This window comes from Microcoleus sp. S13_C3, from assembly GCF_036700905.1.
Classification (GTDB): domain Bacteria; phylum Cyanobacteriota; class Cyanobacteriia; order Cyanobacteriales; family Microcoleaceae; genus Microcoleus.
Genome location: NZ_JAUBPT010000016.1, coordinates 41,983 through 59,967 on the forward strand (window position 1 = coordinate 41,983; position 17,985 = coordinate 59,967).

Annotated in this window: 25 protein-coding genes; 11 read left to right on the forward strand and 14 right to left on the reverse strand. The window is 45.8% G+C overall.

Annotation, left to right across the window (positions count from 1 at the left end; genetic code table 11):
• Positions 1-86: 86 nt before the first annotated feature.
• Complete coding sequence (locus QUA16_RS07010; RefSeq protein ID WP_333102474.1) at positions 87-1,358, reverse strand: aspartate aminotransferase family protein; 1,272 nt, start codon at positions 1,356-1,358, stop codon at positions 87-89.
• Between the two features lie 128 nt (positions 1,359-1,486).
• Here QUA16_RS07010 and QUA16_RS07015 point away from each other — a divergent pair, with 128 nt between their 5' ends.
• Entirely contained in the window at positions 1,487-2,764 is a 1,278-nt protein-coding gene (locus QUA16_RS07015) for a ribulose bisphosphate carboxylase small subunit (RefSeq protein WP_333102473.1), read from the forward strand.
• A gap of 467 nt (positions 2,765-3,231) precedes the next feature.
• Here QUA16_RS07015 and rbsK read toward each other — a convergent pair whose 3' ends face one another.
• Positions 3,232-4,152, reverse strand: coding sequence for a ribokinase (rbsK, locus tag QUA16_RS07020; RefSeq protein WP_333102472.1), 921 nt, complete (start codon positions 4,150-4,152; stop codon positions 3,232-3,234).
• 331 nt (positions 4,153-4,483) lie between these two features.
• On the opposite strand from rbsK, the gene nblR reads away from it, so the two are divergent.
• From nblR to QUA16_RS07040, 4 genes are all read left to right on the forward strand, one after another.
• A complete protein-coding gene (nblR, locus tag QUA16_RS07025) occupies positions 4,484-5,179 on the forward strand; it encodes a response regulator transcription factor NblR (protein WP_333102471.1) in 696 nt (231 codons plus the stop codon).
• Between the two features lie 152 nt (positions 5,180-5,331).
• A complete protein-coding gene (locus tag QUA16_RS07030; protein WP_333102470.1) occupies positions 5,332-5,847 on the forward strand; it encodes a DUF192 domain-containing protein in 516 nt (171 codons plus the stop codon).
• A gap of 493 nt (positions 5,848-6,340) precedes the next feature.
• The gene (locus tag QUA16_RS07035) at positions 6,341-6,553 is read left to right on the forward strand and encodes a hypothetical protein (RefSeq protein WP_333102469.1); all 213 of its coding nucleotides are present in this window, start codon (positions 6,341-6,343) and stop codon (positions 6,551-6,553) included.
• A gap of 115 nt (positions 6,554-6,668) precedes the next feature.
• Entirely contained in the window at positions 6,669-6,881 is a 213-nt protein-coding gene (locus tag QUA16_RS07040) for a DUF2949 domain-containing protein (protein ID WP_333102468.1), read from the forward strand.
• Between the two features lie 55 nt (positions 6,882-6,936).
• On the opposite strand, the gene QUA16_RS07045 is transcribed toward QUA16_RS07040, so the two are convergent.
• From QUA16_RS07045 to trpC, 3 genes are all read right to left on the reverse strand, one after another.
• A complete protein-coding gene (locus QUA16_RS07045; RefSeq protein WP_333102467.1) occupies positions 6,937-8,094 on the reverse strand; it encodes an alanine--glyoxylate aminotransferase family protein in 1,158 nt (385 codons plus the stop codon).
• Between the two features lie 78 nt (positions 8,095-8,172).
• Positions 8,173-8,418 carry a DUF5340 domain-containing protein gene (locus tag QUA16_RS07050; RefSeq protein WP_333055069.1) on the reverse strand — a complete coding sequence of 82 codons (246 nt, stop codon included), beginning with the start codon at positions 8,416-8,418 and terminating at the stop codon, positions 8,173-8,175.
• 349 nt (positions 8,419-8,767) lie between these two features.
• A complete protein-coding gene (gene trpC / locus QUA16_RS07055) occupies positions 8,768-9,667 on the reverse strand; it encodes an indole-3-glycerol phosphate synthase TrpC (RefSeq protein WP_333102466.1) in 900 nt (299 codons plus the stop codon).
• Between the two features lie 106 nt (positions 9,668-9,773).
• Here trpC and QUA16_RS07060 point away from each other — a divergent pair, with 106 nt between their 5' ends.
• Positions 9,774-10,106 carry a DUF433 domain-containing protein gene (locus QUA16_RS07060; protein ID WP_333055073.1) on the forward strand — a complete coding sequence of 111 codons (333 nt, stop codon included), beginning with the start codon at positions 9,774-9,776 and terminating at the stop codon, positions 10,104-10,106.
• The gene (locus tag QUA16_RS07065; protein ID WP_333102465.1) at positions 10,103-10,462 is read left to right on the forward strand and encodes a DUF5615 family PIN-like protein; all 360 of its coding nucleotides are present in this window, start codon (positions 10,103-10,105) and stop codon (positions 10,460-10,462) included. The genes QUA16_RS07060 and QUA16_RS07065 overlap by 4 nt, the downstream gene beginning before the upstream one ends.
• A gap of 33 nt (positions 10,463-10,495) precedes the next feature.
• Here QUA16_RS07065 and QUA16_RS07070 read toward each other — a convergent pair whose 3' ends face one another.
• Genes QUA16_RS07070 through QUA16_RS07080 form a run of 3 tightly spaced genes read right to left on the reverse strand, consistent with a single transcriptional unit; the run spans position 10,496 to position 11,161 of the window.
• Positions 10,496-10,687 carry a hypothetical protein gene (locus QUA16_RS07070; protein WP_333102464.1) on the reverse strand — a complete coding sequence of 64 codons (192 nt, stop codon included), beginning with the start codon at positions 10,685-10,687 and terminating at the stop codon, positions 10,496-10,498.
• Positions 10,684-10,953, reverse strand: a complete 270-nt coding sequence (locus tag QUA16_RS07075; RefSeq protein ID WP_333102463.1) for a type II toxin-antitoxin system Phd/YefM family antitoxin — start codon at positions 10,951-10,953, stop codon at positions 10,684-10,686. The genes QUA16_RS07070 and QUA16_RS07075 overlap by 4 nt, the downstream gene beginning before the upstream one ends.
• A 28-nt stretch (positions 10,954-10,981) precedes the next feature.
• A complete protein-coding gene (locus QUA16_RS07080; RefSeq protein WP_333102462.1) occupies positions 10,982-11,161 on the reverse strand; it encodes a hypothetical protein in 180 nt (59 codons plus the stop codon).
• 159 nt (positions 11,162-11,320) lie between these two features.
• On the opposite strand from QUA16_RS07080, the gene QUA16_RS07085 reads away from it, so the two are divergent.
• The gene (locus QUA16_RS07085; protein ID WP_333102461.1) at positions 11,321-12,082 is read left to right on the forward strand and encodes a lecithin retinol acyltransferase family protein; all 762 of its coding nucleotides are present in this window, start codon (positions 11,321-11,323) and stop codon (positions 12,080-12,082) included.
• Here the strand turns inward: QUA16_RS07085 and QUA16_RS07090 are convergent.
• On the reverse strand, positions 12,065-12,211 hold the full coding sequence (locus QUA16_RS07090) for a hypothetical protein (protein WP_333102460.1): 147 nt from the start codon (positions 12,209-12,211) through the stop codon (positions 12,065-12,067). The two genes, QUA16_RS07085 and QUA16_RS07090, sit on opposite strands and share 18 nt — an antisense overlap.
• Before the next feature lie 89 nt (positions 12,212-12,300).
• On the opposite strand from QUA16_RS07090, the gene QUA16_RS07095 reads away from it, so the two are divergent.
• Positions 12,301-12,720 carry a hypothetical protein gene (locus QUA16_RS07095; protein WP_333181066.1) on the forward strand — a complete coding sequence of 140 codons (420 nt, stop codon included), beginning with the start codon at positions 12,301-12,303 and terminating at the stop codon, positions 12,718-12,720.
• Here the strand turns inward: QUA16_RS07095 and QUA16_RS07100 are convergent.
• Both QUA16_RS07100 and QUA16_RS07105 read right to left on the reverse strand, forming a co-directional pair.
• Entirely contained in the window at positions 12,659-13,177 is a 519-nt protein-coding gene (locus tag QUA16_RS07100; RefSeq protein WP_333102458.1) for an SCO4402 family protein, read from the reverse strand. The two genes, QUA16_RS07095 and QUA16_RS07100, sit on opposite strands and share 62 nt — an antisense overlap.
• A 16-nt stretch (positions 13,178-13,193) precedes the next feature.
• Complete coding sequence (locus tag QUA16_RS07105; RefSeq protein ID WP_333102457.1) at positions 13,194-13,517, reverse strand: hypothetical protein; 324 nt, start codon at positions 13,515-13,517, stop codon at positions 13,194-13,196.
• An 86-nt stretch (positions 13,518-13,603) separates the two neighbouring features.
• Between QUA16_RS07105 and QUA16_RS07110 the strand changes: the two genes are divergently transcribed.
• Positions 13,604-13,978 carry a nucleotidyltransferase domain-containing protein gene (locus QUA16_RS07110; RefSeq protein WP_333102456.1) on the forward strand — a complete coding sequence of 125 codons (375 nt, stop codon included), beginning with the start codon at positions 13,604-13,606 and terminating at the stop codon, positions 13,976-13,978.
• On the opposite strand, the gene QUA16_RS07115 is transcribed toward QUA16_RS07110, so the two are convergent.
• The 3 genes from QUA16_RS07115 to lpdA form a co-directional block, all read right to left on the reverse strand.
• On the reverse strand, positions 13,968-14,549 hold the full coding sequence (locus QUA16_RS07115) for a hypothetical protein (RefSeq protein WP_333102455.1): 582 nt from the start codon (positions 14,547-14,549) through the stop codon (positions 13,968-13,970). The two genes, QUA16_RS07110 and QUA16_RS07115, sit on opposite strands and share 11 nt — an antisense overlap.
• Positions 14,546-15,037: a DUF4365 domain-containing protein gene (locus QUA16_RS07120; RefSeq protein ID WP_333102452.1), complete on the reverse strand. Its 492-nt coding sequence runs from the start codon at positions 15,035-15,037 to the stop codon at positions 14,546-14,548. The genes QUA16_RS07115 and QUA16_RS07120 overlap by 4 nt, the downstream gene beginning before the upstream one ends.
• Before the next feature lie 286 nt (positions 15,038-15,323).
• Positions 15,324-16,760: a dihydrolipoyl dehydrogenase gene (lpdA, locus tag QUA16_RS07125; protein ID WP_333102450.1), complete on the reverse strand. Its 1,437-nt coding sequence runs from the start codon at positions 16,758-16,760 to the stop codon at positions 15,324-15,326.
• 432 nt (positions 16,761-17,192) lie between these two features.
• On the opposite strand from lpdA, the gene QUA16_RS07130 reads away from it, so the two are divergent.
• Positions 17,193-17,483 (forward strand): hypothetical protein, encoded by a 291-nt coding sequence (locus QUA16_RS07130; RefSeq protein ID WP_333102449.1) that lies wholly within the window; start codon positions 17,193-17,195, stop codon positions 17,481-17,483.
• Positions 17,484-17,985 lie beyond the last annotated feature (502 nt).

Below are 17,985 nucleotides of genomic sequence, written 5' to 3' on the forward strand. Positions count from 1 at the left end.
TTATTTAATTGACGATCCTAAGTGAGTTATCTAGGATATTGCGCCAGCTTCAGCACTACAGCTAACAAAAATCAACTCAGTAAATTTTACTGTACCGCTTGAGAGCGCAACGCTGACTCCACTGCCTGCAGAGCTCGATCGACTTCAGCGGAAGTGACAATCAGCGGCGGGACAAACCTCAGCACTTTCGGCCCTGCGGGAACCAACAAAACTCCCGCGGCGATGGCAGATTTGACGATATCAGCGGATGTAAGTTCGATGTCAGCTTGCAATTCCATCCCGACAATCAAACCCCAGCCGCGCACTTCGGCAATTAAATGCGGATATTCGGCCGCCAACTTGTTGAGCCCTGCTTTCAACTGTTCCCCGCGCTGCTGCACGTTTTCTAGAAGGTTTTCCCCTTCTAAAGTTTGGCAAACGCACAAAGCTACAGCGCAAGCAAAAGGATTGCCGCCGAAAGTGCTGGCGTGACTTCCCGGTTCAAATACATCGCAGGAAGATTTGCACAGCATAGCGCCGATCGGGATACCGCCGCCCAATCCTTTGGCAGACGTAAAGATATCCGGTTCAATGCCGAGGTTTTCGTAGCCCCAGTATTTGCCGCTGCGTCCCATCCCGACTTGCACTTCGTCGAGAATCAGCAAAATGCCTTTTTCGTCGCAAATTTCCCGAATGCGCTGGAAGTAGGCGATATCTCCGGGGCGAACTCCGCCTTCGCCTTGCAGCGCTTCCAGCATAATTGCAGCTACTTGGCGTTCGTCTTTGTCGAGTTCCTCGATCGCACTTTCGATCGCACTAATATCGTTATAGGGCACATAGTGAAATCCGGGAACCAACGGGCTAAAACCCTTCTGGTATTTAGGCTGTCCCGTGGCCGTAATTGTCGCCAAAGTCCGCCCGTGGAAACTCGCAACGGCGGTAATGATTGTCGGATTCGAGATATTTAATTTTTCGTGGGCGTACTTGCGGGCGAGTTTAATTGCCGCTTCATTAGCTTCGGCGCCGGAGTTGCAAAAGAAGGCTCTGTCCGCGCAAGAATGGTCTACAAGCCACTTCGCCAGCTCGCCCTGTACGGGGATATAATAAAGGTTAGAAACATGGTGCAGGGTCTGAATTTGCTTAGTTACCGCTGCAATCATTGCCGGGTGGGCGTGTCCCAGAGTGCAGGTAGCAATACCCGCGACAAAATCGAGATATTCGCGGCCCTCGGTATCCCAAACGCGGCAGCCGAGGCCCCGTTCTAGGGCGATCGCAAAACGCCCGTAAGTGGTCATTACATAGCTGTCGAAGCTCTCAGAACTGAAGGGACTGGCTTCGGCTTGCACGGTTGGTTCTTTTAGTAAGGTTTCTGGACTCACGAATCGCTCCTTAACACATAATATACAGACCTCGATTGTACGGTAAAAATCCAGGTTAGCGGTGCAGGCTGTTAGTTTTGTCATAAAATCATAACAGTAACAACAATTAATCCCTCACAAATCTACTGATGAGTTATTACATTTCTCCTAACTTTCTCGATAAAGTTGCGGTGCACGTCACTAAGAACTTTTTAAATTTGCCCGGGGTAAGAGTTCCTCTAATTTTGGGAATTCACGGCCGCAAAGGAGAAGGCAAAACTTTTCAAACCGAACTGGTTTTTCGGCGGATGGGCTTTGAACCGGTGATGATATCTGGTGGGGAATTAGAAAGCCCGGATGCAGGAGATCCGGCGCGTTTAATTCGCTTGCGCTACCGGGAAGCTGCGGAGCAAATTCGGGTGCGGGGTGAGATGTGCGCCATCTTTATTAACGATTTGGATGCTGGTGCTGGCAGGTTCGATACTACTACTCAATATACTGTCAATACTCAGATGGTCAATGCCACTCTGATGAATATTGCTGACAATCCAACTAACGTGCAGTTACCGGGAAGTTATGACAGTACGCCGCTGCACCGAGTGCCGATTATTGTCACCGGAAATGATTTTTCTACGCTGTACGCGCCGCTGATTCGCGACGGGCGGATGGAAAAGTTTTATTGGGAACCCAGCCGGGATGATAAAATTGGCATTGTTGGGGGAATTTTTGAGTCTGACAAATTGTCAAAAACCGATATTGTGGCGTTAGTCGATAATTTTGCAGATCAGGCGATCGACTTTTTTAGTGCTTTGCGATCGCGCATTTATGACGAACAAATCCGCGAATTCATTCACAAAGTAGGAATCGAGCGAGTTTCCAAGCGTTTGGTAAACACTTTGGAAGCAGCGCCAGATTTCCATAACCCGAATTTCAGCCTCGCTCATTTATTAGAAATGGGCAGTTTGATGGTGGGCCAACAAAAGCGGATTCAGGAAATGCGCTTAGTAGATGAATACAACCAATCGCGCCTGTTCAACGTTCAAGGAACCCCCAATGCCCCTGCGGCTGCGCCCACGCAAAGTGAATTAAACGACCCGTCCTCCAAATATTATAAGGCTTACGTTGAGCCAAGTTCTGAAGCGGGTAACGGTCATGCGGCGCGGCTGAGTTCTGAGGTATTGGAACAAGTAAAGCAGTTATTAGCAAGAGGCTGCAAAATTGGCATGGAATATGCAGATAATCGCCGATTTAAAACTGGTTCTTGGCAAAGTTGCGCGACGATTAAAACTGAACAAGAAAAAGATGTGGTTGCATCTTTAGAAACTTGTTTGGCGGAACACGGTGGCGAATACGTGCGGCTGATTGGTATCGATCCAAAAGTCAAGCGACGGGTAGTTGAAACAATTATTCAGCGGCCGAATGGTTAAAGTTAAAGCAGTCCGCCAGGGAATGAATTCCCTGTCTAATAGCTAAAGTCCTCGCTATGAGGACTAATGAGTTTAAAAAGTTTTATTCTCATATCATGTCCGATCGAGCGATCGCGATTGTTGTAGGGGCGGGTTCACCAACAATACCTGCCAATAATTGACCATCTCAAAAACCCGCCCCGACCGGGATATTATGGTTAATCGATCGGACATGATATAATGAGTTTAAATATTTTCTTCTCAGTCCTCTTGAGAGGACTTTAGCTTTGAGGCAGGGGTTTCAACCCCTGTCGGACTGTCGGACTATCGATTTAATGTTAAGTTGATACCAATGAAGACAGTTGTGTCCCTACAGGCAATATCTTCTTTATCTCGCCCTAAACTACTGGACAGATAGAGAGGATGCAAACCAGCGGCGAATTAGCTTTACAAGTTAAAGTAGGGTGCGCCTTCGGCACCTGACAAATTCAAGTTAAATTATGCAAAAATTTATCAAAAGTTGCCCTATCGCACATAGCAACTTGAGCACCCACTTTAGTTGTGCACAGAGCGCCCGCTGCTGCGCCCCACCGCACCGCCTCTGACAAGGACAGACCGGCATCTAATGCCGAGGCCAAGCCGCCGTTAAAAGCATCGCCAGCCGCCACAGTGTCGATCGCCTCCACAGCAAAAGCCGGTACAAAAAACGTTTCATCCGCCGTAACAGCAACAGCCCCGCGATCGCCCAATTTGACAATAACATTCTTGACCCCACGCTCCTGCAAGTGTTTGGCAGCTACAATCGCTGTTTCCGTGTCATTCACCGGAAAACCCGCTAACTGGCTGGCTTCCACTTCATTCGGCGTGATAATGTCAATTAGCGGATAAAGTTCGATCGGCAAATCCGCCCTAGCCGGTGCTGGATCGAGAATAACTCGCACCCCCGCTTGACAAGCAGCTTTTGCAGCTTTTTGGACAACTTCCAGGGGAATTTCTAACTGTAACAGCAAAGATGTAGCTCCTGTTAAAAGTTTTTTGAGACGTTCTATATCTGCTTCACCAACATTGTTATTCGCACCCGGAATCACAATAATATTATTTTGACCTGTCTCGTCTACGGCGATAATTGCCACCCCTGAATGAGTGTTTTGGTCTATTAATACATTGTCTGTACTTAAACCATAAGATTGTAAATTTGTCAATAATTCTTCAGCAAATTTATCGTTGCCGACGCGGCCGATGATGTGGGTAGAAGTGCTTAGACGGGCGGCGGCGACGGCTTGATTTGCTCCTTTGCCGCCGCCGGCCGTGAAAAAATTGCTACCGATGATAGTTTCCCCTGGCTGTGGCAACCGGGGAGTTTTTGCTGCTAGGTCGATGTTGATACTGCCGAATACGATGATCGTCATAATTTAAATTGGGAATTGGGAATTGGGCATGGGGCATGGGGCATGGGGCATGACGCATGGAGCCTTATAGAATTGGGAATTGGTAATGGGTAGCAACTCGCAAATAACCCATAACGAATAGACATCTCCCATAATTATCGTGGAACAGGCATCTTGCCTGTTCAAAATCTGCTTTTTAGGAGAAGCCTAATAACAACAAATAACAAATAACAACAGTCAACAGCCAACAAACAACAGCCAACTGTCAACTGTCAACTGTCAACCGCCAACAGTCAACCGCCAACAACCCTCAAACGTGCTAGAACAGTTATGGTCTTCACAGGTCAATTCAATGGCTGCAATTACTCTCGATCGCAATCCCTGTGTCCTGCTAGTTGAAACAGACGAAGTTCTCGCCGGACACTTGAGTCTCGACTTAAAATCCTCCGGCTATGAACCGGTAGTGGCTTCTAATACCGCCACAGGCCAAAATTTAGCCCGTGAATTGCAGCCAGCTTTGATTGTAATCGATCGGATACTTGGCGCTGAGTCGGGGCTGTCACTGTGTTCTTACCTCAGAAGTATTGGCAATCGGGTGCCGGTGCTGCTACTTGTCGGTCGTGATACAGTTGACGATCGCGTAGCTTGTCTGGAAGCTGGGGCGGATGATTATTTTCTCAAACCTTACCGCACTGAGGAGTTTTTGCAGTTGGTGCGCTTGTATTTGCAGCCGGATAACACCAGCAACGAACAATTGAGGTTTGGCGATTTAGTTTTGGATTTGGCCTCTAGGCGGGCCCTACGAAATGGACGGGCGATCGACCTGACGATGAAGGAATATGAGCTGCTAAAGTATTTGATGGAACATCCCCGCGAGGTTTTGACTCGGGAACAAATTCTGGAAAATGTTTGGGGTTACGACTTTTTGGGCGAGTCGAATGTAATTGAGGTTTACATCCGCTATCTGCGCCTCAAGATTGAAGATGAGGGCGAAAAGCGTTTGATTCAGACGGTGCGCGGTGTTGGCTATGTGATGCGGGAAGCTTGAAGTAGCCAGTTGACAGTTGACAGTTGTTCGTTGACAGTTGTTCGTCGTCCGTCGTCATCACTCAACGCAGTCAACAATTAACAGTTAACAGTCAACAGTCAACAGTCAACAATTCCCAATCTAAAATCTAAAATCTAAAATCTAAAATCAATATGAATTATTTAGCTACTTTGCTCGGTATTGGAGTAAGTATATTTTTGCTGGGATGTTCGCCGACTTTACCGATCGCGAATGCTGGTGCTACTGGTATTTTGGCGAATCAGTCTCCGACGGCGACAACATCGGGTCAAGTGCTGCCTGTTTCTGCTAGAGCTCGGATAGGCGATCGCCCAATCGAACTCGAAGTGGCGAAAACACCGGAACAGCAGGCTATGGGTTTAATGTACAGAACTTCTTTGCCGGATGACAGAGGAATGCTGTTTGAGTTTAAACCGGCGCGGCGGGTCAATTTTTGGATGAAAAATTGCAAGATTTCTCTGGATATGATTTTTCTGCGAGATGGGGTGGTTGAGGCGATCGAAGTTTCTGCACCTCCTTGTACTGAAGATCCTTGTCCTACCTACGGGCCCAATACTGCTGTCGATCGAGTTATTGAACTCCGGGGCGGGCGAGCTGCTGAACTCGGTGTCAAAAAGGGCGATCGTATTGAAATCGAGTTTTCCCAGTAAAACTTCGGACTGTTTCAGTAAAATCTGCAAAAAGACACCATCCCCCGGTTTCCAGCGCCCAGAGAGCCCTCTGCCTTCGGACTACCCAAGAAAATTTAGAAACTTTACAAAAATTGATAAAATCTATTAGGATATTAATGTAACATTCAGTACAAACACCGAAAGATTTGCTACGATGTCGATCTCAGTCAGTCAGGACTTGAGCTTGTTTCCGGAAGCTGTAGATTGTTGGTCGCAGGTATCAGACGAGTCAGCGACTCGTTACCAATCCTGAGAGACGATACTCAGCCTCAAGGTGTAGCAACACGAAAAGAAATTCTCTGGAAGTTCTGGCGATCGAGCTAAATCTACTAGACCTATCTAAAGTAATATGCTACGAGCCAAGTTAATTGGCTGTAATTGGCAAACTTAACTTGTGGTAGCAGTTTCGGGTTTGATCGAAATATCTAACTAATTTTGCCGAAGTAGTTTTGCGGATTCTGCATTTCGGCAGATGAAGTTACACTCTGAACCTGGTTTAGTAGTTTTAGGTAGCAGAATTTATTCTGATTCGCGCTGCAGAGATGCCGAGGTATTCAGTTTAGGTTCGATCGCGATTACCAGTCGATCGGGCAGACATCAGCCAAATTGCAAAACCTTTCACTTTTTGGGAAAGGTTAGCTTGTGCGCTCGCACTCAGCATTACGTTTGGCAGTTCAACCGCTAATAGCATTTTAAAAGCTATCGACGGTAACAAGACAAATTTAAAACTGGCTTATTACTCATCAAAAACATCAGGTTCACATCAGAAAATGGTGTCCTATACTTAGAGGTGAAATCACATGGCACCCGCTACATACACTAGATTAATTCGATTTTTACAAGAAGATTTGGCAATTTCTCCCGCGTCAATTGCTGTCGCCGAACGTGGCGGTGACAAACAGCGGCAGCGCGATCAAGACCCGAATTCCTTGCCGATGGTTCTGTGGCAATACGGTTTAGTCACTCTCGAACAGTTGGATAAAATCTTTGATTGGTTATCCGAAGCATATTAAAAGGATTTTAGATTTTAGAGATCATCCAAAATCTAAAATCCTTTAACAACTGAGATTAGGATTCAGCCAAGAATTTGGCAGCAGCGGCAACGCCGGCACCAGGAGTGTAGCCTTCATGACCCAATTCGCTCAGCACAACTTCTAAAGAGGAAATTGCTGCTAGAATATCGCGATCGCACACAAAGCCCAAATGACCGATTCGGAAGATTTTACCTTTCAAATGGTCTTGTCCGTCGGCGAGAGCAATGTCAAATCTCTTTCTCATCAAAGTCCGCACTTTTTGAGCATCTACGGATTCTGGCGGCATAACCGAAGTAATCGCAGGGCTGGCGGCATCGTCAGCAGCAAACAACGGCAAACCTAAAGCTTTTACAGCAGCGCGAGTAGTTGTCATCAACCGTTTGTGTCGCGCGAAAACATTTTCCAACCCTTCTGTTTTCATCATCTGCAGCGATGCTTGCAGGGCAAAAAACATATTGACAGGGGGAGTAAAAGGAGTGGTATTTTTGGCAGCGTCTTTGCTATATTTGCCCAAATCCAAATAATAGCGGGGCAGTTTTGCAGTTTTGTAAGCTTCCCAAGCTTTGGGACTGACGGCCACAAAACCCAAACCTGGAGGAATCATGTAAGCTTTCTGAGAACCCGAAGCAATGACATCGATGCCCCAAGCGTCCATCGGAATATTGACAGCGCCTAAGCTAGTCACAGCATCAACCATAATTAAAGCTTCACCGTGTGCTTTAACGTGGCGGTTGATGGTTTCGAGGTCGTTGAGGACGCCGGTGGAGGTTTCCGAGTGCGTGATGATGACAGCTTTGATTTGCTTCTCTGTATCTGCTTCGAGTTTTTCGCGGAAGTGTTCGGGGTCTAAGGGTTGGCCCCACTCGGCTTTAATAATTTCGGCGTTTAAACCGTAAGCTTCGGCGACTTCAGCCCAACGTTCACCAAATTTGCCGTTGGTGCCGACTAAAACTCGATCGCCCGCACTCAAGAAATTAATGATCCCAGCTTCCATCGCCCCGGTACCAGAAACCGTTAAACTCAGCACGTCACTTTTTGTTTGGTGCAGCCATTTGAGGTTTTCGGTACATTCTGCAAAAATCGCGTCAAATTCCTTGCTGCGGTGGCCCATCGGGTGTTTTGCCATCGCTAACAAGGCCGCTTCAGGTACCGGCGTCGGGCCGGGAATCATCAGCATTAATTTGTTGTCCATGATATTGTCCTAACTTTTCCTGTGGGAGTTATATAGAATAAATCAAATACGATACGTCACGTCGCTACTCTAACTTTTTTAACTTTTAACTCCCTTGTGGTTAATTTCATTTAGAGCCCAGCGATGTTCTACCGCTAAGTTCGATCGCTCGCAGCTTTGTTCTAATTGCTTTTGAATGGCAAGGGCTTTACGCAGTGTAATAATAAGTTGGTGAACTTGTTGCTGCTGCGGCGATTGTGGACTGACAGCAAACATCGTTTTGCGTTCTAACAATTGAAGTAGCAATTCATAATGAATGTACGAAGGAAGGGGGATTGGCTCCATGAAAGCTAACATACCTCAGCGAACCGATACCCCATTGCAATTGCATGAGGCATCACGGTGAACATTAGATGCCCGATTTTTTATTTGTTTTCTAACCGTCCAATAAACCCTGCTTTGCCGATCGAATATTCGGGGCTGGGTGCGTTGGACACGCTAAATCTTGCGATCGACAGGCTTACAGAATAGATTTAATTGCTTTCTGGCAAAATATTTCTATGCAATATAGCTTTCAGTGCTATTTCTTTTTTACAGTAGCGCTTGAGTCGATGCAGGCTAGAAATTCTCATTATTTACCTACTTAATCATTTTTTATCAGAATTAAGGGTGGTTTGTCAAGCGGTCTCGCCTTTCAGAGGCTCGGAGGGCGATCGGCAAGGGAGGCTAAAGCTGCGCCTGGATCGGGCTGCTTGACTAGAGATTCGCCGATGAGGACGGCTTCGGCGCCGGCGCTGGCAAGTTTAGCGAGGTCGGCGGGAGTGTGGATTCCTGACTCGCTGACGGTGAGGATGCCTTTTGCTTGGATTTCGGTTTGGCGCGAGGCTAATAGTTGACCGGTGGTTTCTAGGCTGACGGAAAAGTCTGCTAGGTGGCGGTTGTTGATGCCGATTAGGCTGACGCCTTCTAGGGTTAATACTCGATCGAGTTCTTCGAGAGTGTGAACTTCTATTAAAGCTGTCATGCCCAACGTCTTGACAATTTTCACAAAGTATTGTAAGTCTTTGTCAGATAGAATGGCTGCGATTAACAATACAGCATCTGCGCCGTGAATCCGGGCAAGATAAATTTGGTAGGGATAGATAATAAACTCTTTGCAAAGTAAGGGTAAATCGACGGCGGCACGGATTTTAGCGAGGTTGTCGAAGCTGCCTTGAAAGAACTTTTCATCTGTGAGTACGGAGATGCAGCTAGCGCCGTTTTGTTGGTAAGCTAGGGCGATCGCCACTGGATCGAAATCTTCGCGAATTACGCCTTTGCTGGGGGAAGCTTTTTTAACTTCGGCGATGATAGCGGGTGTGGTTTTGCCGTTTTTAAGGGCGGCAAGAAAGTCGCGGATGGGCGGTGCAAACGGGAGTTTTTTGTGAAGATCGGCTAATGGGGTGCGATCGCGCTTTTGGGCCACTTCAGCTTCTTTTTCCCAGACGATTTCTTCGAGGATGTGCTGGGGTTCGGCGTCGGGTACGGCGATTTGGTAGCTGAGGTAGAGTACGGAGACGGATGTGCTGGGGGGACGACGGCGGATTTGAAGCATGATAGGGGAATAAAGGGCGATCGTAACAAGTTTCTATTATATAAGGTCGATCGCCCTTTTCAATTTATGATAAAATGCGATCAACTAAGTATTCGGAGATAAACCGATGCAATTAGAAGACTATTTTGAATTTCTCGACCCCGATGACATCCGCATCAAAGGACATCGGATCGGCATTGACGATGTAATTAAATATTACTTGGATGGATATTCGCCAGACCAAATTCTGGAAGAATTACCAAGTTTGAATTTAGAGAAAATTTACGCGACGCTAACTTATTATCTGCAAAATCGGAGGCAGATGGATGCTTATATGTTGCGGCTGGCGAAGTGGCGGGAAGAACGCTATCAGGAATGGTTGGCTAATCCATCTCCTCTAGCATTGCGTTTGAGAGCAATCAAAGCACAGCGAGAACAGGAGTTACTTAACCTGAAGTGAAAATTCGTTTTTTACTCGATGAAAATTTGCCTCCTAAGCTCAAAAGTGCTGTTTTAAAACTGGAACCGGAGATAGATATTTTACGGGTGGGCGACGCAAATGCACCGCCATTCGGAACTTTAGATCCAGAGATTCTCATTTATTTGGAATCATCGAAACGACTATTAGTGACGGATAATCGCAAAAGTATTCCCGGACATTTGGAGGAACATTGGGCCGCAGGGGGACAAAGTTGGGGATTAGTTTGGGTGCGTCCAAGTGGAAGTATCGGCAGATGGGCAGAAACAATTCATTTTATTTGGGAAACTACTGAAGCTGAAGAATGGATCGATAAGTTAGATTGGATTCCATATTAGAGAATGATGTGGAAAAAGTACGCGCGTGCGTAGCTATCCCGTAGGAATGGCACTTTTGGGCAGCCAAAATCCCTTCGCTAACCCGCAAGTCCGCCGGGGGTTGAAAACCCCCGTCTCATAGCGAAAGTCCTCTAAAAGAGGACTGAAAAGCCAATTCAATAAACAAAGGTCGATCGCGCATTCCCAAATTTTACCAAAAGGTCGATCGCACATTTCTAAGTTCAAGATAATTCGCTGACAGTCTGAGGTTTGACTGTTCTGGCTTTTGCGTGTTTCAGGGCACTTAACAAGCGATCGGCGTTTTTGGGCGATCGCAGCAGGTGTAATGTCTCCAATAAGCTTGCCAACTCGTCAGCGGCAATTAAGGCTACGTTTTCGCCGTCTTTGCGGGTGATGATGATGGCATCGCGATCGTTGATGACTTGTTCGCACAGTTCATCCAGATTAGCCAGAGCTTCAGTATAGGTTACTTGGGTTTGTGTGAGTGACATGGTTTTTGGCTTCCCAATACTAAGGATATTATAAGGGCGATCGGGCTTCTTTTTCTATGTTTGGGCGGGAATAGTTAGTTTTGACATACTCTTTTAGTATCGGGCAAAGGGTAAAAACTGTGCGATCGCCCTCCGGGATTTTTTCAATTAATGAACGCCGTCCCAAGGATTGCATAACTTTCAAAAATTGCGATCGAGATAATTGCATATTTTCTCAAAAATTTCGCTAGGCTGCCGTTAAATAAATCTTGAATGATTGTTTCGACTATTTTAACTTGTTGCAGAACGTCTAAGTGTTTTCCCGTATTGACTAAGCCAGGTCATCTGTGATATTAAATACTTATTTAACCTCACCTGGTTACAAACTATGGCAAAAGGCGATCATATTTATATTCAACAGCTTCCACACACTCATCACGGTATCGACTGTGGCGACGACAGTGTTATTCATTTTGGAAAAAGTCAAGGTGGAATAATTTGTCGTATTTCTAAGAATGAGTTTGCATCAGGAAACAAAATTAATGTCAAAGAGTATGGAAAATGTTATTCAGATGATGCAGTAGTCAGACGAGCAGAGGGCAGGTTAGCAGAAAAAGGATATGACCTTTTCAGCAATAATTGCGAGCATTTTGCTTATTGGTGCAAAACAGGAAAATATAAGAGTGAACAAGTCGCACAAGCTCAAGGTGGAGTTGCTGGTTTAGTTCAAGGAAGCGCTATTGGCGCAGGAACCAAGTTTGCAACTAAAATCGCCACTGAAGCTGCTATTAAATCTGCTGACCCTATTTCTAAAGTTCTCATCAATGTAGGGCTGAAACAAGCGCCTGCTGTAGCGGGTAAAGCGGCTGCTGGTATTGTAGGTGTGGGTGGCATAGCCAGTGGATTAGCTGCTGATTTCATAGTTGGCAAGATACTTGAAGATGATGAAGCTTTGACTGAACGCGAACGTGAAGCACGAAAAAATGGAAGAATAGCAGGACAAGTTGCATCAACAATTGGAGGTGTTGGCGGAGGTATTGCTGCTGCTACGGTTGGTGGTAGCGTTGCCATTGCTGCTGCTGTTGCGGCTCCCGCAGTATTAGGTATAGCAATTGGTTTAGGTGCTTATCACCTACTCCAAGGCGAGTGAAAATTGATTTAGCTGCTGAAAGAGCGATCGCCCTTCTATTGTTGAAGTGCGATCGCTCTTTTTTTGAGTATCAGTAATTCTGTTTATCCAACAGCCTAGGGGATTTTTACCGCTTTGATAACCATTCATAAGAGAAGCTATAGCCAGTAGGAGAAAATCGGAGTGGGATAATTGGTATAATGAAAGAATCCCGATCGCAGACAACCCAATGGAATCTGATGAATGCAGTAACTGTCACCAATCACCAAATTTGGGATGAACTTGCTCAACTATTAGCACCGATAGCCCTGAATCACCTGATCGAGAAACATCTAGAGTCCTGCAATTACAAAATACGCGGTTACTGGGATAGCAATAAGTTTTATGAAGAAATAGCTTTCATTCATCCAACCTATGCTGAGTTAATCAGCCGATCGATCGGCACGAATATCATCAACAACCATTCCACTTCTCACTGGATTAAACTTAAATTTTTACTCAAAGCCGATTTATCTGCTGGCGAAAACAACCTGGTTAGCGATGATGGCGATGATGAAATTGGCGAACTGACTCTGATTTTAGATACCAATCTCAAAATTATTGATGAAAACTGGTCGCTCGTCGATCTCGAATCCCCTTTTGTGGTTGCCAAAATTTAGCCAGATTTGCAGCCATTCTGCCTAAAGTGCGTGAAGGGTAGCTATCCCGTCGGGAATCGCACTTTAACTTAAACCTTAACCGCTTCCTGCGATTTAATTTCATCGCCTGCAACGCTCTCGATGCCGCCTCAACTACGCTTGTCCACTCAGAAGATTTAATATACTCCTCATCAGGAACTCCTGTCCCCAACGCCTCAAAAACTAAGTCTATAGCCTGACAAACTGCTGAGATCAAACGGGCTTCTTTTTCATCTTCAATAATTACTCCTATCGCCGCATCAGGGTTTTCTGCCAACACTGTATCGTCGTAAAGAAAATGAACCGCTTCATCAAAACTGTCGCACTCAATTCCTGCCGGATAATCGTTCTTTAACCAAACTTTATGTTGATATTCTCTATCTGCCAAACTGCGGAGAGTTTCTAATAACTCTTCTCTCATTTTCGGATACTTTACCATACAATTTTCTCCTTTATTAAGGTGCGTACCAAGTTTGCCATTCCAACCATTCATCTAAAGGGATGTGAGCTTCTGTGGGATTATTTTTGATGCTACCTGCAATGGGTTGACCATTTTTACCGATAACTTGACCGTCTTTTCTAATAATAACGTGGTCTACCTGCTGAGAAGGAAAACTGCTATCTGCATCCCCTTTGTCAATCCTTACACCATTTCCCTGATTTGTAGGATCTCGCCACCGCCAACCTGGTTTCTTTTTGTTTGGCTGTGCATCGCCCCAGGATTCGGGTATTTTCTGGCTGGCTGCTTCTGGAAATGTCCAATCTTGACTTGAAATCACCTCGCACCTGGTTTATGCTTAATCCTGTTCCTAGACAGCAATTTTACCACAGAGGATATATCGACCTTAAATCATTGATTACAAATATGAGCATTAGCGATAAACTTAAGAACATACTGAGTCAACTTCGATCGCACTTCGAGCAACTCTACGGCGATCGCCTCACCAAAATGGTACTCTACGGTTCCCAAGCCAGATGCGATGCACGCCCAGACTCTGACATTGATATTTTAGTCGTCCTCAAAGGGCAAGTAAACCCAGGCGAAGAAATTAAAAGAACCAGCCACATTCGAGCCGATTTGTCGCTCCAAAATGATGAAGTGATTAGCTTTCTGTTTATGGACGAAAAGCGATTAATACATTACAACGAGCCTTTATTCAGGAACATTCGCAAAGAGGGAATAGCTTTACGATCTGCCCTCTACCGCCGCCTTAAATACGCGCAATTCCCTACGGGATAGCTACGCCGCGCGTACTTTCATCTATTTTAGCTTCCTCTGCCATCAAAGCAAAATCGTGCAGATTTTTCATCGCAAAATATCCACCTACTTTGAGCAAATCACCGGTGCAAGTGACAGGAATTCTCTCCTGATAAGCTTTCAGTGCTAAATTACAATCAATTTCTGTGAGCTCAAGATAGATTTTCCGCAGCTTGTTCACCACAAACCCCATCATCACCACCTTAGCGATTTCCGTCCCATCTTCGCGATCGACTTTCACAACAAATCCCTGAATCTCAGTATTGTCTAACGAAGTAATTAAATCGCTTAAAATCTCTAATTGAGAACTATTTTCTGACACTTCCAGCGTCTTGATAGCATCTCCCATCCGAGCTGGATAATCCGCAAACTCCCTTGTCAAAGGTAGCCCGATATCAAACACATCTCCTGCATCATTTTTTTTGACCCAAATCGCTCCTTTATTGTCGTAAATTCGGCTGTGTTCGTGCCAGCCATTTTTTTGTAAATATGCTATAATTACATTCACATCTAAACTTTTGAAAACTTCCAAATCCCGTACAGTTACTTTCATGGGAAACCTCCTTTGCTAATACGCTGCATAATTGACTCAAGAGCCTGTGGAGTAAAGTGATTCCTGCGGGGCAATTCAACAGTAATGCGATTTGTATTTCTAGTTTCAGGCATTCCCCGCAGCGATACCCAATAGGCACAATGTCTAAGCAACATTTCCTGTTCTGACTGTTGTATCCATTCCCCTATATTTTCCGGTACTAAAACGACAACCAGCAGGCGGGGAATAAAGGCAGTGACTCTCAAGTCGTTGTAATTTTTGACATTGAGCGGATATCGCACAGATTCAGCATCGAGTACATCTCTTGAAGTACATTTTAACTGCAATTCCAGGCGGTGCGGTTGCATTGGATCGCTGCCGATCGCCTTGATACAGAGATCCACGCTATCATAATCATTCTCAGGTTGATCTACAGAACAGCCGGCGACTGCCGCCACAGCACGGACATAAGCCTTGCTAAATAATTCTTTGCGTTGATTCAGTTCCATTTAAACACAATTCTCAAAAACGGGCGGCCACGATCGCACATTGGTGTCAACAAACAGGTCAAACATAGTACCAGTCTTTTGTTGCTCCGATAGGCTTTTGATCCCCCCTAACCCCCCTTAACAAGGGGGGGACAAGAGCATTCAAGCCCCTTTTAAAAAGGGGTGAAATGGATTTCAAAGTCCCCCTTCTTAAGGGGGATTTAGGGGGATCTAGACTGGAATGCGAACGAGTTTTCTCAAGGGTTTAGACTTAAGTTGACACTAATCGAGACACAGCCCCTACAGATTAATGACTACCTGCTCCAGCCGCCCGTTTAAAAGCCTCATCCAACACTTCCGAAAGCGTCGGGTGCGTGTGAACTCGGAATGCTAAAGTATTAACAGAATCGCGCTGGGCGATCGCATTTGCCGCCTCCTGAATCAAATCCGCAGCGTGCAAACCGAAAATGTGAACTCCCAACAACTCCCCAGTATCTTTCCGGTAAATCACCTTAGCCATACCGTCAGTTTCACCCTCCGCAATAGCCTTAGAATTTCCCTTAAAATAACTCTTGACAGAACCGACCTCAAACCCTTCAGTTTTTCCTAACTCTTTGGCCGCAGGTTCAGTCATCCCCACATAGCTAATTTCCGGGTGAGTAAACGCCGCCGCAGGGATACTCAAATAGTCCACTTCGCGAGTCCGCCCGCAGATATTTTCCACCGCAGCAATTCCCTGAGCAGACGCAGAATGCGCTAACATCATCTTGCCATTAACATCGCCGATCGCCCACAAATTTTTCACCGGTTCTCCCGCCGCCAAAACCTGCATCTTATCGTTAACTGGGATATAACCGCGCATCGTTTCCACGCCAACAGTTTCTAACCCCAAATTCTTGCTCACCGGAACCCGACCAGTTGCTACCAAACAAGCATCAACTTCCAAAACTTCCACAACTTCCTTAGTTTTGAAATCAGCTAATTCAATAATGACCGGCGAACCAGGAATAATCTTCTTAGCCAACAACCCAACTTTTGTTTCAATATCGCGGGGTGCAATTAACACTCGTTCTGCCAACTTAGCAATATCCGGGTCAAAAGTCGGCATCAATTGGTCTAGAGCTTCAATCATCGTAATTTCGCAGCCCAGGGCCGTGTAAATATCCGAAAACTCCAAACCGATATAACCGCTGCCAATAATTGCAATCCACTTCGGCAGCGATTCCAACCTGACAGCATCGTCGCTGGTAAATACAGTTTTGCCATCAATTTCTATCCCTGGGGGGACGAAGGGAATCGAACCGGGAGCGAGAATAATATCCTTGGCGGTAATAGTTTTCTCGCCTTTATCGGTTTCCACGGTAATTTTTTGAGCACTGGCGATTTTGCCCCAACCTTGGATGACATCTACATTCAAACGTTTGAGGCTGTTGGTCAAGTCGCCGCGAAGTTTGCTAACAATAGTATTAGCGTGATTGGCGATCGCCCCGCGATCGAAATCCACACTGCCCAATTGAATACCCAAAGTCTTTAGGTGGTGGGCATTCCGCAAATCTCGCACGCGCCCGGAAGCCGCCAACAGCGCCTTAGAGGGAATGCAGCCGCGGTTGACGCAAGTCCCGCCCATGTCCCCTGCTTCGATAATTGCCACTTTCAGCCCGCAGCTAACCGCGTGTATGGCCGCGCCGTGTCCGCCCACGCCAGCGCCGATAATTGCTAAATCGTAATCAAATCCCTGAGTCACCTTAAAATCTCCTAATGCCTGTGAAATCTTAGGACTCAAGCAAAAAACACCGTCTCTGGGTCCTTTCGGGGTGGCGCGTTGCCATCGCAACCCTTGAACAGCGGTAATAGTTGCATAAGTCCTGTCTCCTTATTCTCGACTAGACTAGGGTTAATTAGACAACGAAAGAGCCATAACTGAGATTTTTTCAGGGTCAAGGATTTTGAGCTGGGTCTGCACAAGTCTCAAATCACTCAGTAGGCGGGTGTAGAGTTAAATATAGTTTGAAGGCTGACAATGCCCGCAGCAGGTTTTATAGGGGGCAGCAAGTTCAGCCACAGGCATTCCCATCGCCCGGTTAAATTCTGTCCTCCTGCTTGTTTTAGTCGGTTTTCATGTCTAATATCTGCACGCGCCGGGGCGGACAGAGTTTGTTGGCAAATTTTAGACCCTATGGAGTGGCTTATGACGGATGACGACGACCAGAAAGATTTACGCCGGGCCTCGGCTCAATCATTTTTTGAGTCCCTGGATGAATTGTTCGATTCTATAGAATCTAACAGCACTCAAGCTGCACAACCTAAATCTCCACCGCCTCCGGCTAAGCCTTCGAGTCAGTCTTCGAGTTTGCCGAAGAAGACTAGACCTGCGAAAATTAATTTGTCGGATTTTGAAGATGCGATCGCCGATTTGGAACAGTTTATCCAGAGCAAGCACCAGAAACGCCCGGAATCCAATCAATAGTGCGATGACACATTTTCAAGTAATGACTGTTGACTGTTGACAAGCGAATTTCAAAGGTGGTACCCGCCACGTGATTGATCCGTGGAATCAATCCAAAATCTAAAATCTAAAATCCTCAAGCCCCCGCATTTATCCGTGGGGTCGCCTCTAAAATCTAAAATCTAAAATCTAAAATCGATTGACTGTTGACTGTTGACTGTTGACAAGTGAAAAATTTTAGATTAATGTTTACGCTCCCAGATGAATCTGTGGAGTCAATTTTTAATGTCAAATTCGGTAGCCTAGGAATTATTCATCTCTCTGTTCTCTGACTCTGTGTTCTCTGTGTTCTCTGCGGTTTAATCATTCCAAATGCCACCGGAATTGATATCAATCTCAAATCTCAAATCTCAAATATAATAGCCTAGAAATGATTCATCTCTCTATTCTCTGACTCTGTGTTCTCTGTGTTCTCTGCGGTTTAATCATTCCAAATGCCACCGGAATTGATATCAATCTCAAA

Excerpts from the sequence above, each read along its gene's own strand:
- QUA16_RS07015 (WP_333102473.1), top strand. The coding sequence starts at position 1,487 with ATGAGTTATTACATTTCTCCTAACTTTCTCGATAAAGTTGCGGTGCAC.
- rbsK (WP_333102472.1), bottom strand. The coding sequence starts at position 4,152 with ATGACGATCATCGTATTCGGCAGTATCAACATCGACCTAGCAGCAAAA.
- nblR (WP_333102471.1), top strand. The coding sequence starts at position 4,484 with ATGGCTGCAATTACTCTCGATCGCAATCCCTGTGTCCTGCTAGTTGAA.
- QUA16_RS07030 (WP_333102470.1), top strand. The coding sequence starts at position 5,332 with ATGAATTATTTAGCTACTTTGCTCGGTATTGGAGTAAGTATATTTTTG.
- QUA16_RS07035 (WP_333102469.1), top strand. The coding sequence starts at position 6,341 with ATGAAGTTACACTCTGAACCTGGTTTAGTAGTTTTAGGTAGCAGAATT.
- QUA16_RS07040 (WP_333102468.1), top strand. The coding sequence starts at position 6,669 with ATGGCACCCGCTACATACACTAGATTAATTCGATTTTTACAAGAAGAT.
- QUA16_RS07045 (WP_333102467.1), bottom strand. The coding sequence starts at position 8,094 with ATGGACAACAAATTAATGCTGATGATTCCCGGCCCGACGCCGGTACCT.
- QUA16_RS07050 (WP_333055069.1), bottom strand. The coding sequence starts at position 8,418 with ATGGAGCCAATCCCCCTTCCTTCGTACATTCATTATGAATTGCTACTT.
- trpC (WP_333102466.1), bottom strand. The coding sequence starts at position 9,667 with ATGCTTCAAATCCGCCGTCGTCCCCCCAGCACATCCGTCTCCGTACTC.
- QUA16_RS07060 (WP_333055073.1), top strand. The coding sequence starts at position 9,774 with ATGCAATTAGAAGACTATTTTGAATTTCTCGACCCCGATGACATCCGC.
- QUA16_RS07075 (WP_333102463.1), bottom strand. The coding sequence starts at position 10,953 with ATGTCACTCACACAAACCCAAGTAACCTATACTGAAGCTCTGGCTAAT.
- QUA16_RS07080 (WP_333102462.1), bottom strand. The coding sequence starts at position 11,161 with ATGCAATTATCTCGATCGCAATTTTTGAAAGTTATGCAATCCTTGGGA.
- QUA16_RS07085 (WP_333102461.1), top strand. The coding sequence starts at position 11,321 with ATGGCAAAAGGCGATCATATTTATATTCAACAGCTTCCACACACTCAT.
- QUA16_RS07090 (WP_333102460.1), bottom strand. The coding sequence starts at position 12,211 with ATGAATGGTTATCAAAGCGGTAAAAATCCCCTAGGCTGTTGGATAAAC.
- QUA16_RS07095 (WP_333181066.1), top strand. The coding sequence starts at position 12,301 with ATGAATGCAGTAACTGTCACCAATCACCAAATTTGGGATGAACTTGCT.
- QUA16_RS07100 (WP_333102458.1), bottom strand. The coding sequence starts at position 13,177 with ATGGTAAAGTATCCGAAAATGAGAGAAGAGTTATTAGAAACTCTCCGC.
- QUA16_RS07110 (WP_333102456.1), top strand. The coding sequence starts at position 13,604 with ATGAGCATTAGCGATAAACTTAAGAACATACTGAGTCAACTTCGATCG.
- QUA16_RS07115 (WP_333102455.1), bottom strand. The coding sequence starts at position 14,549 with ATGAAAGTAACTGTACGGGATTTGGAAGTTTTCAAAAGTTTAGATGTG.
- QUA16_RS07120 (WP_333102452.1), bottom strand. The coding sequence starts at position 15,037 with ATGGAACTGAATCAACGCAAAGAATTATTTAGCAAGGCTTATGTCCGT.
- QUA16_RS07130 (WP_333102449.1), top strand. The coding sequence starts at position 17,193 with ATGGAGTGGCTTATGACGGATGACGACGACCAGAAAGATTTACGCCGG.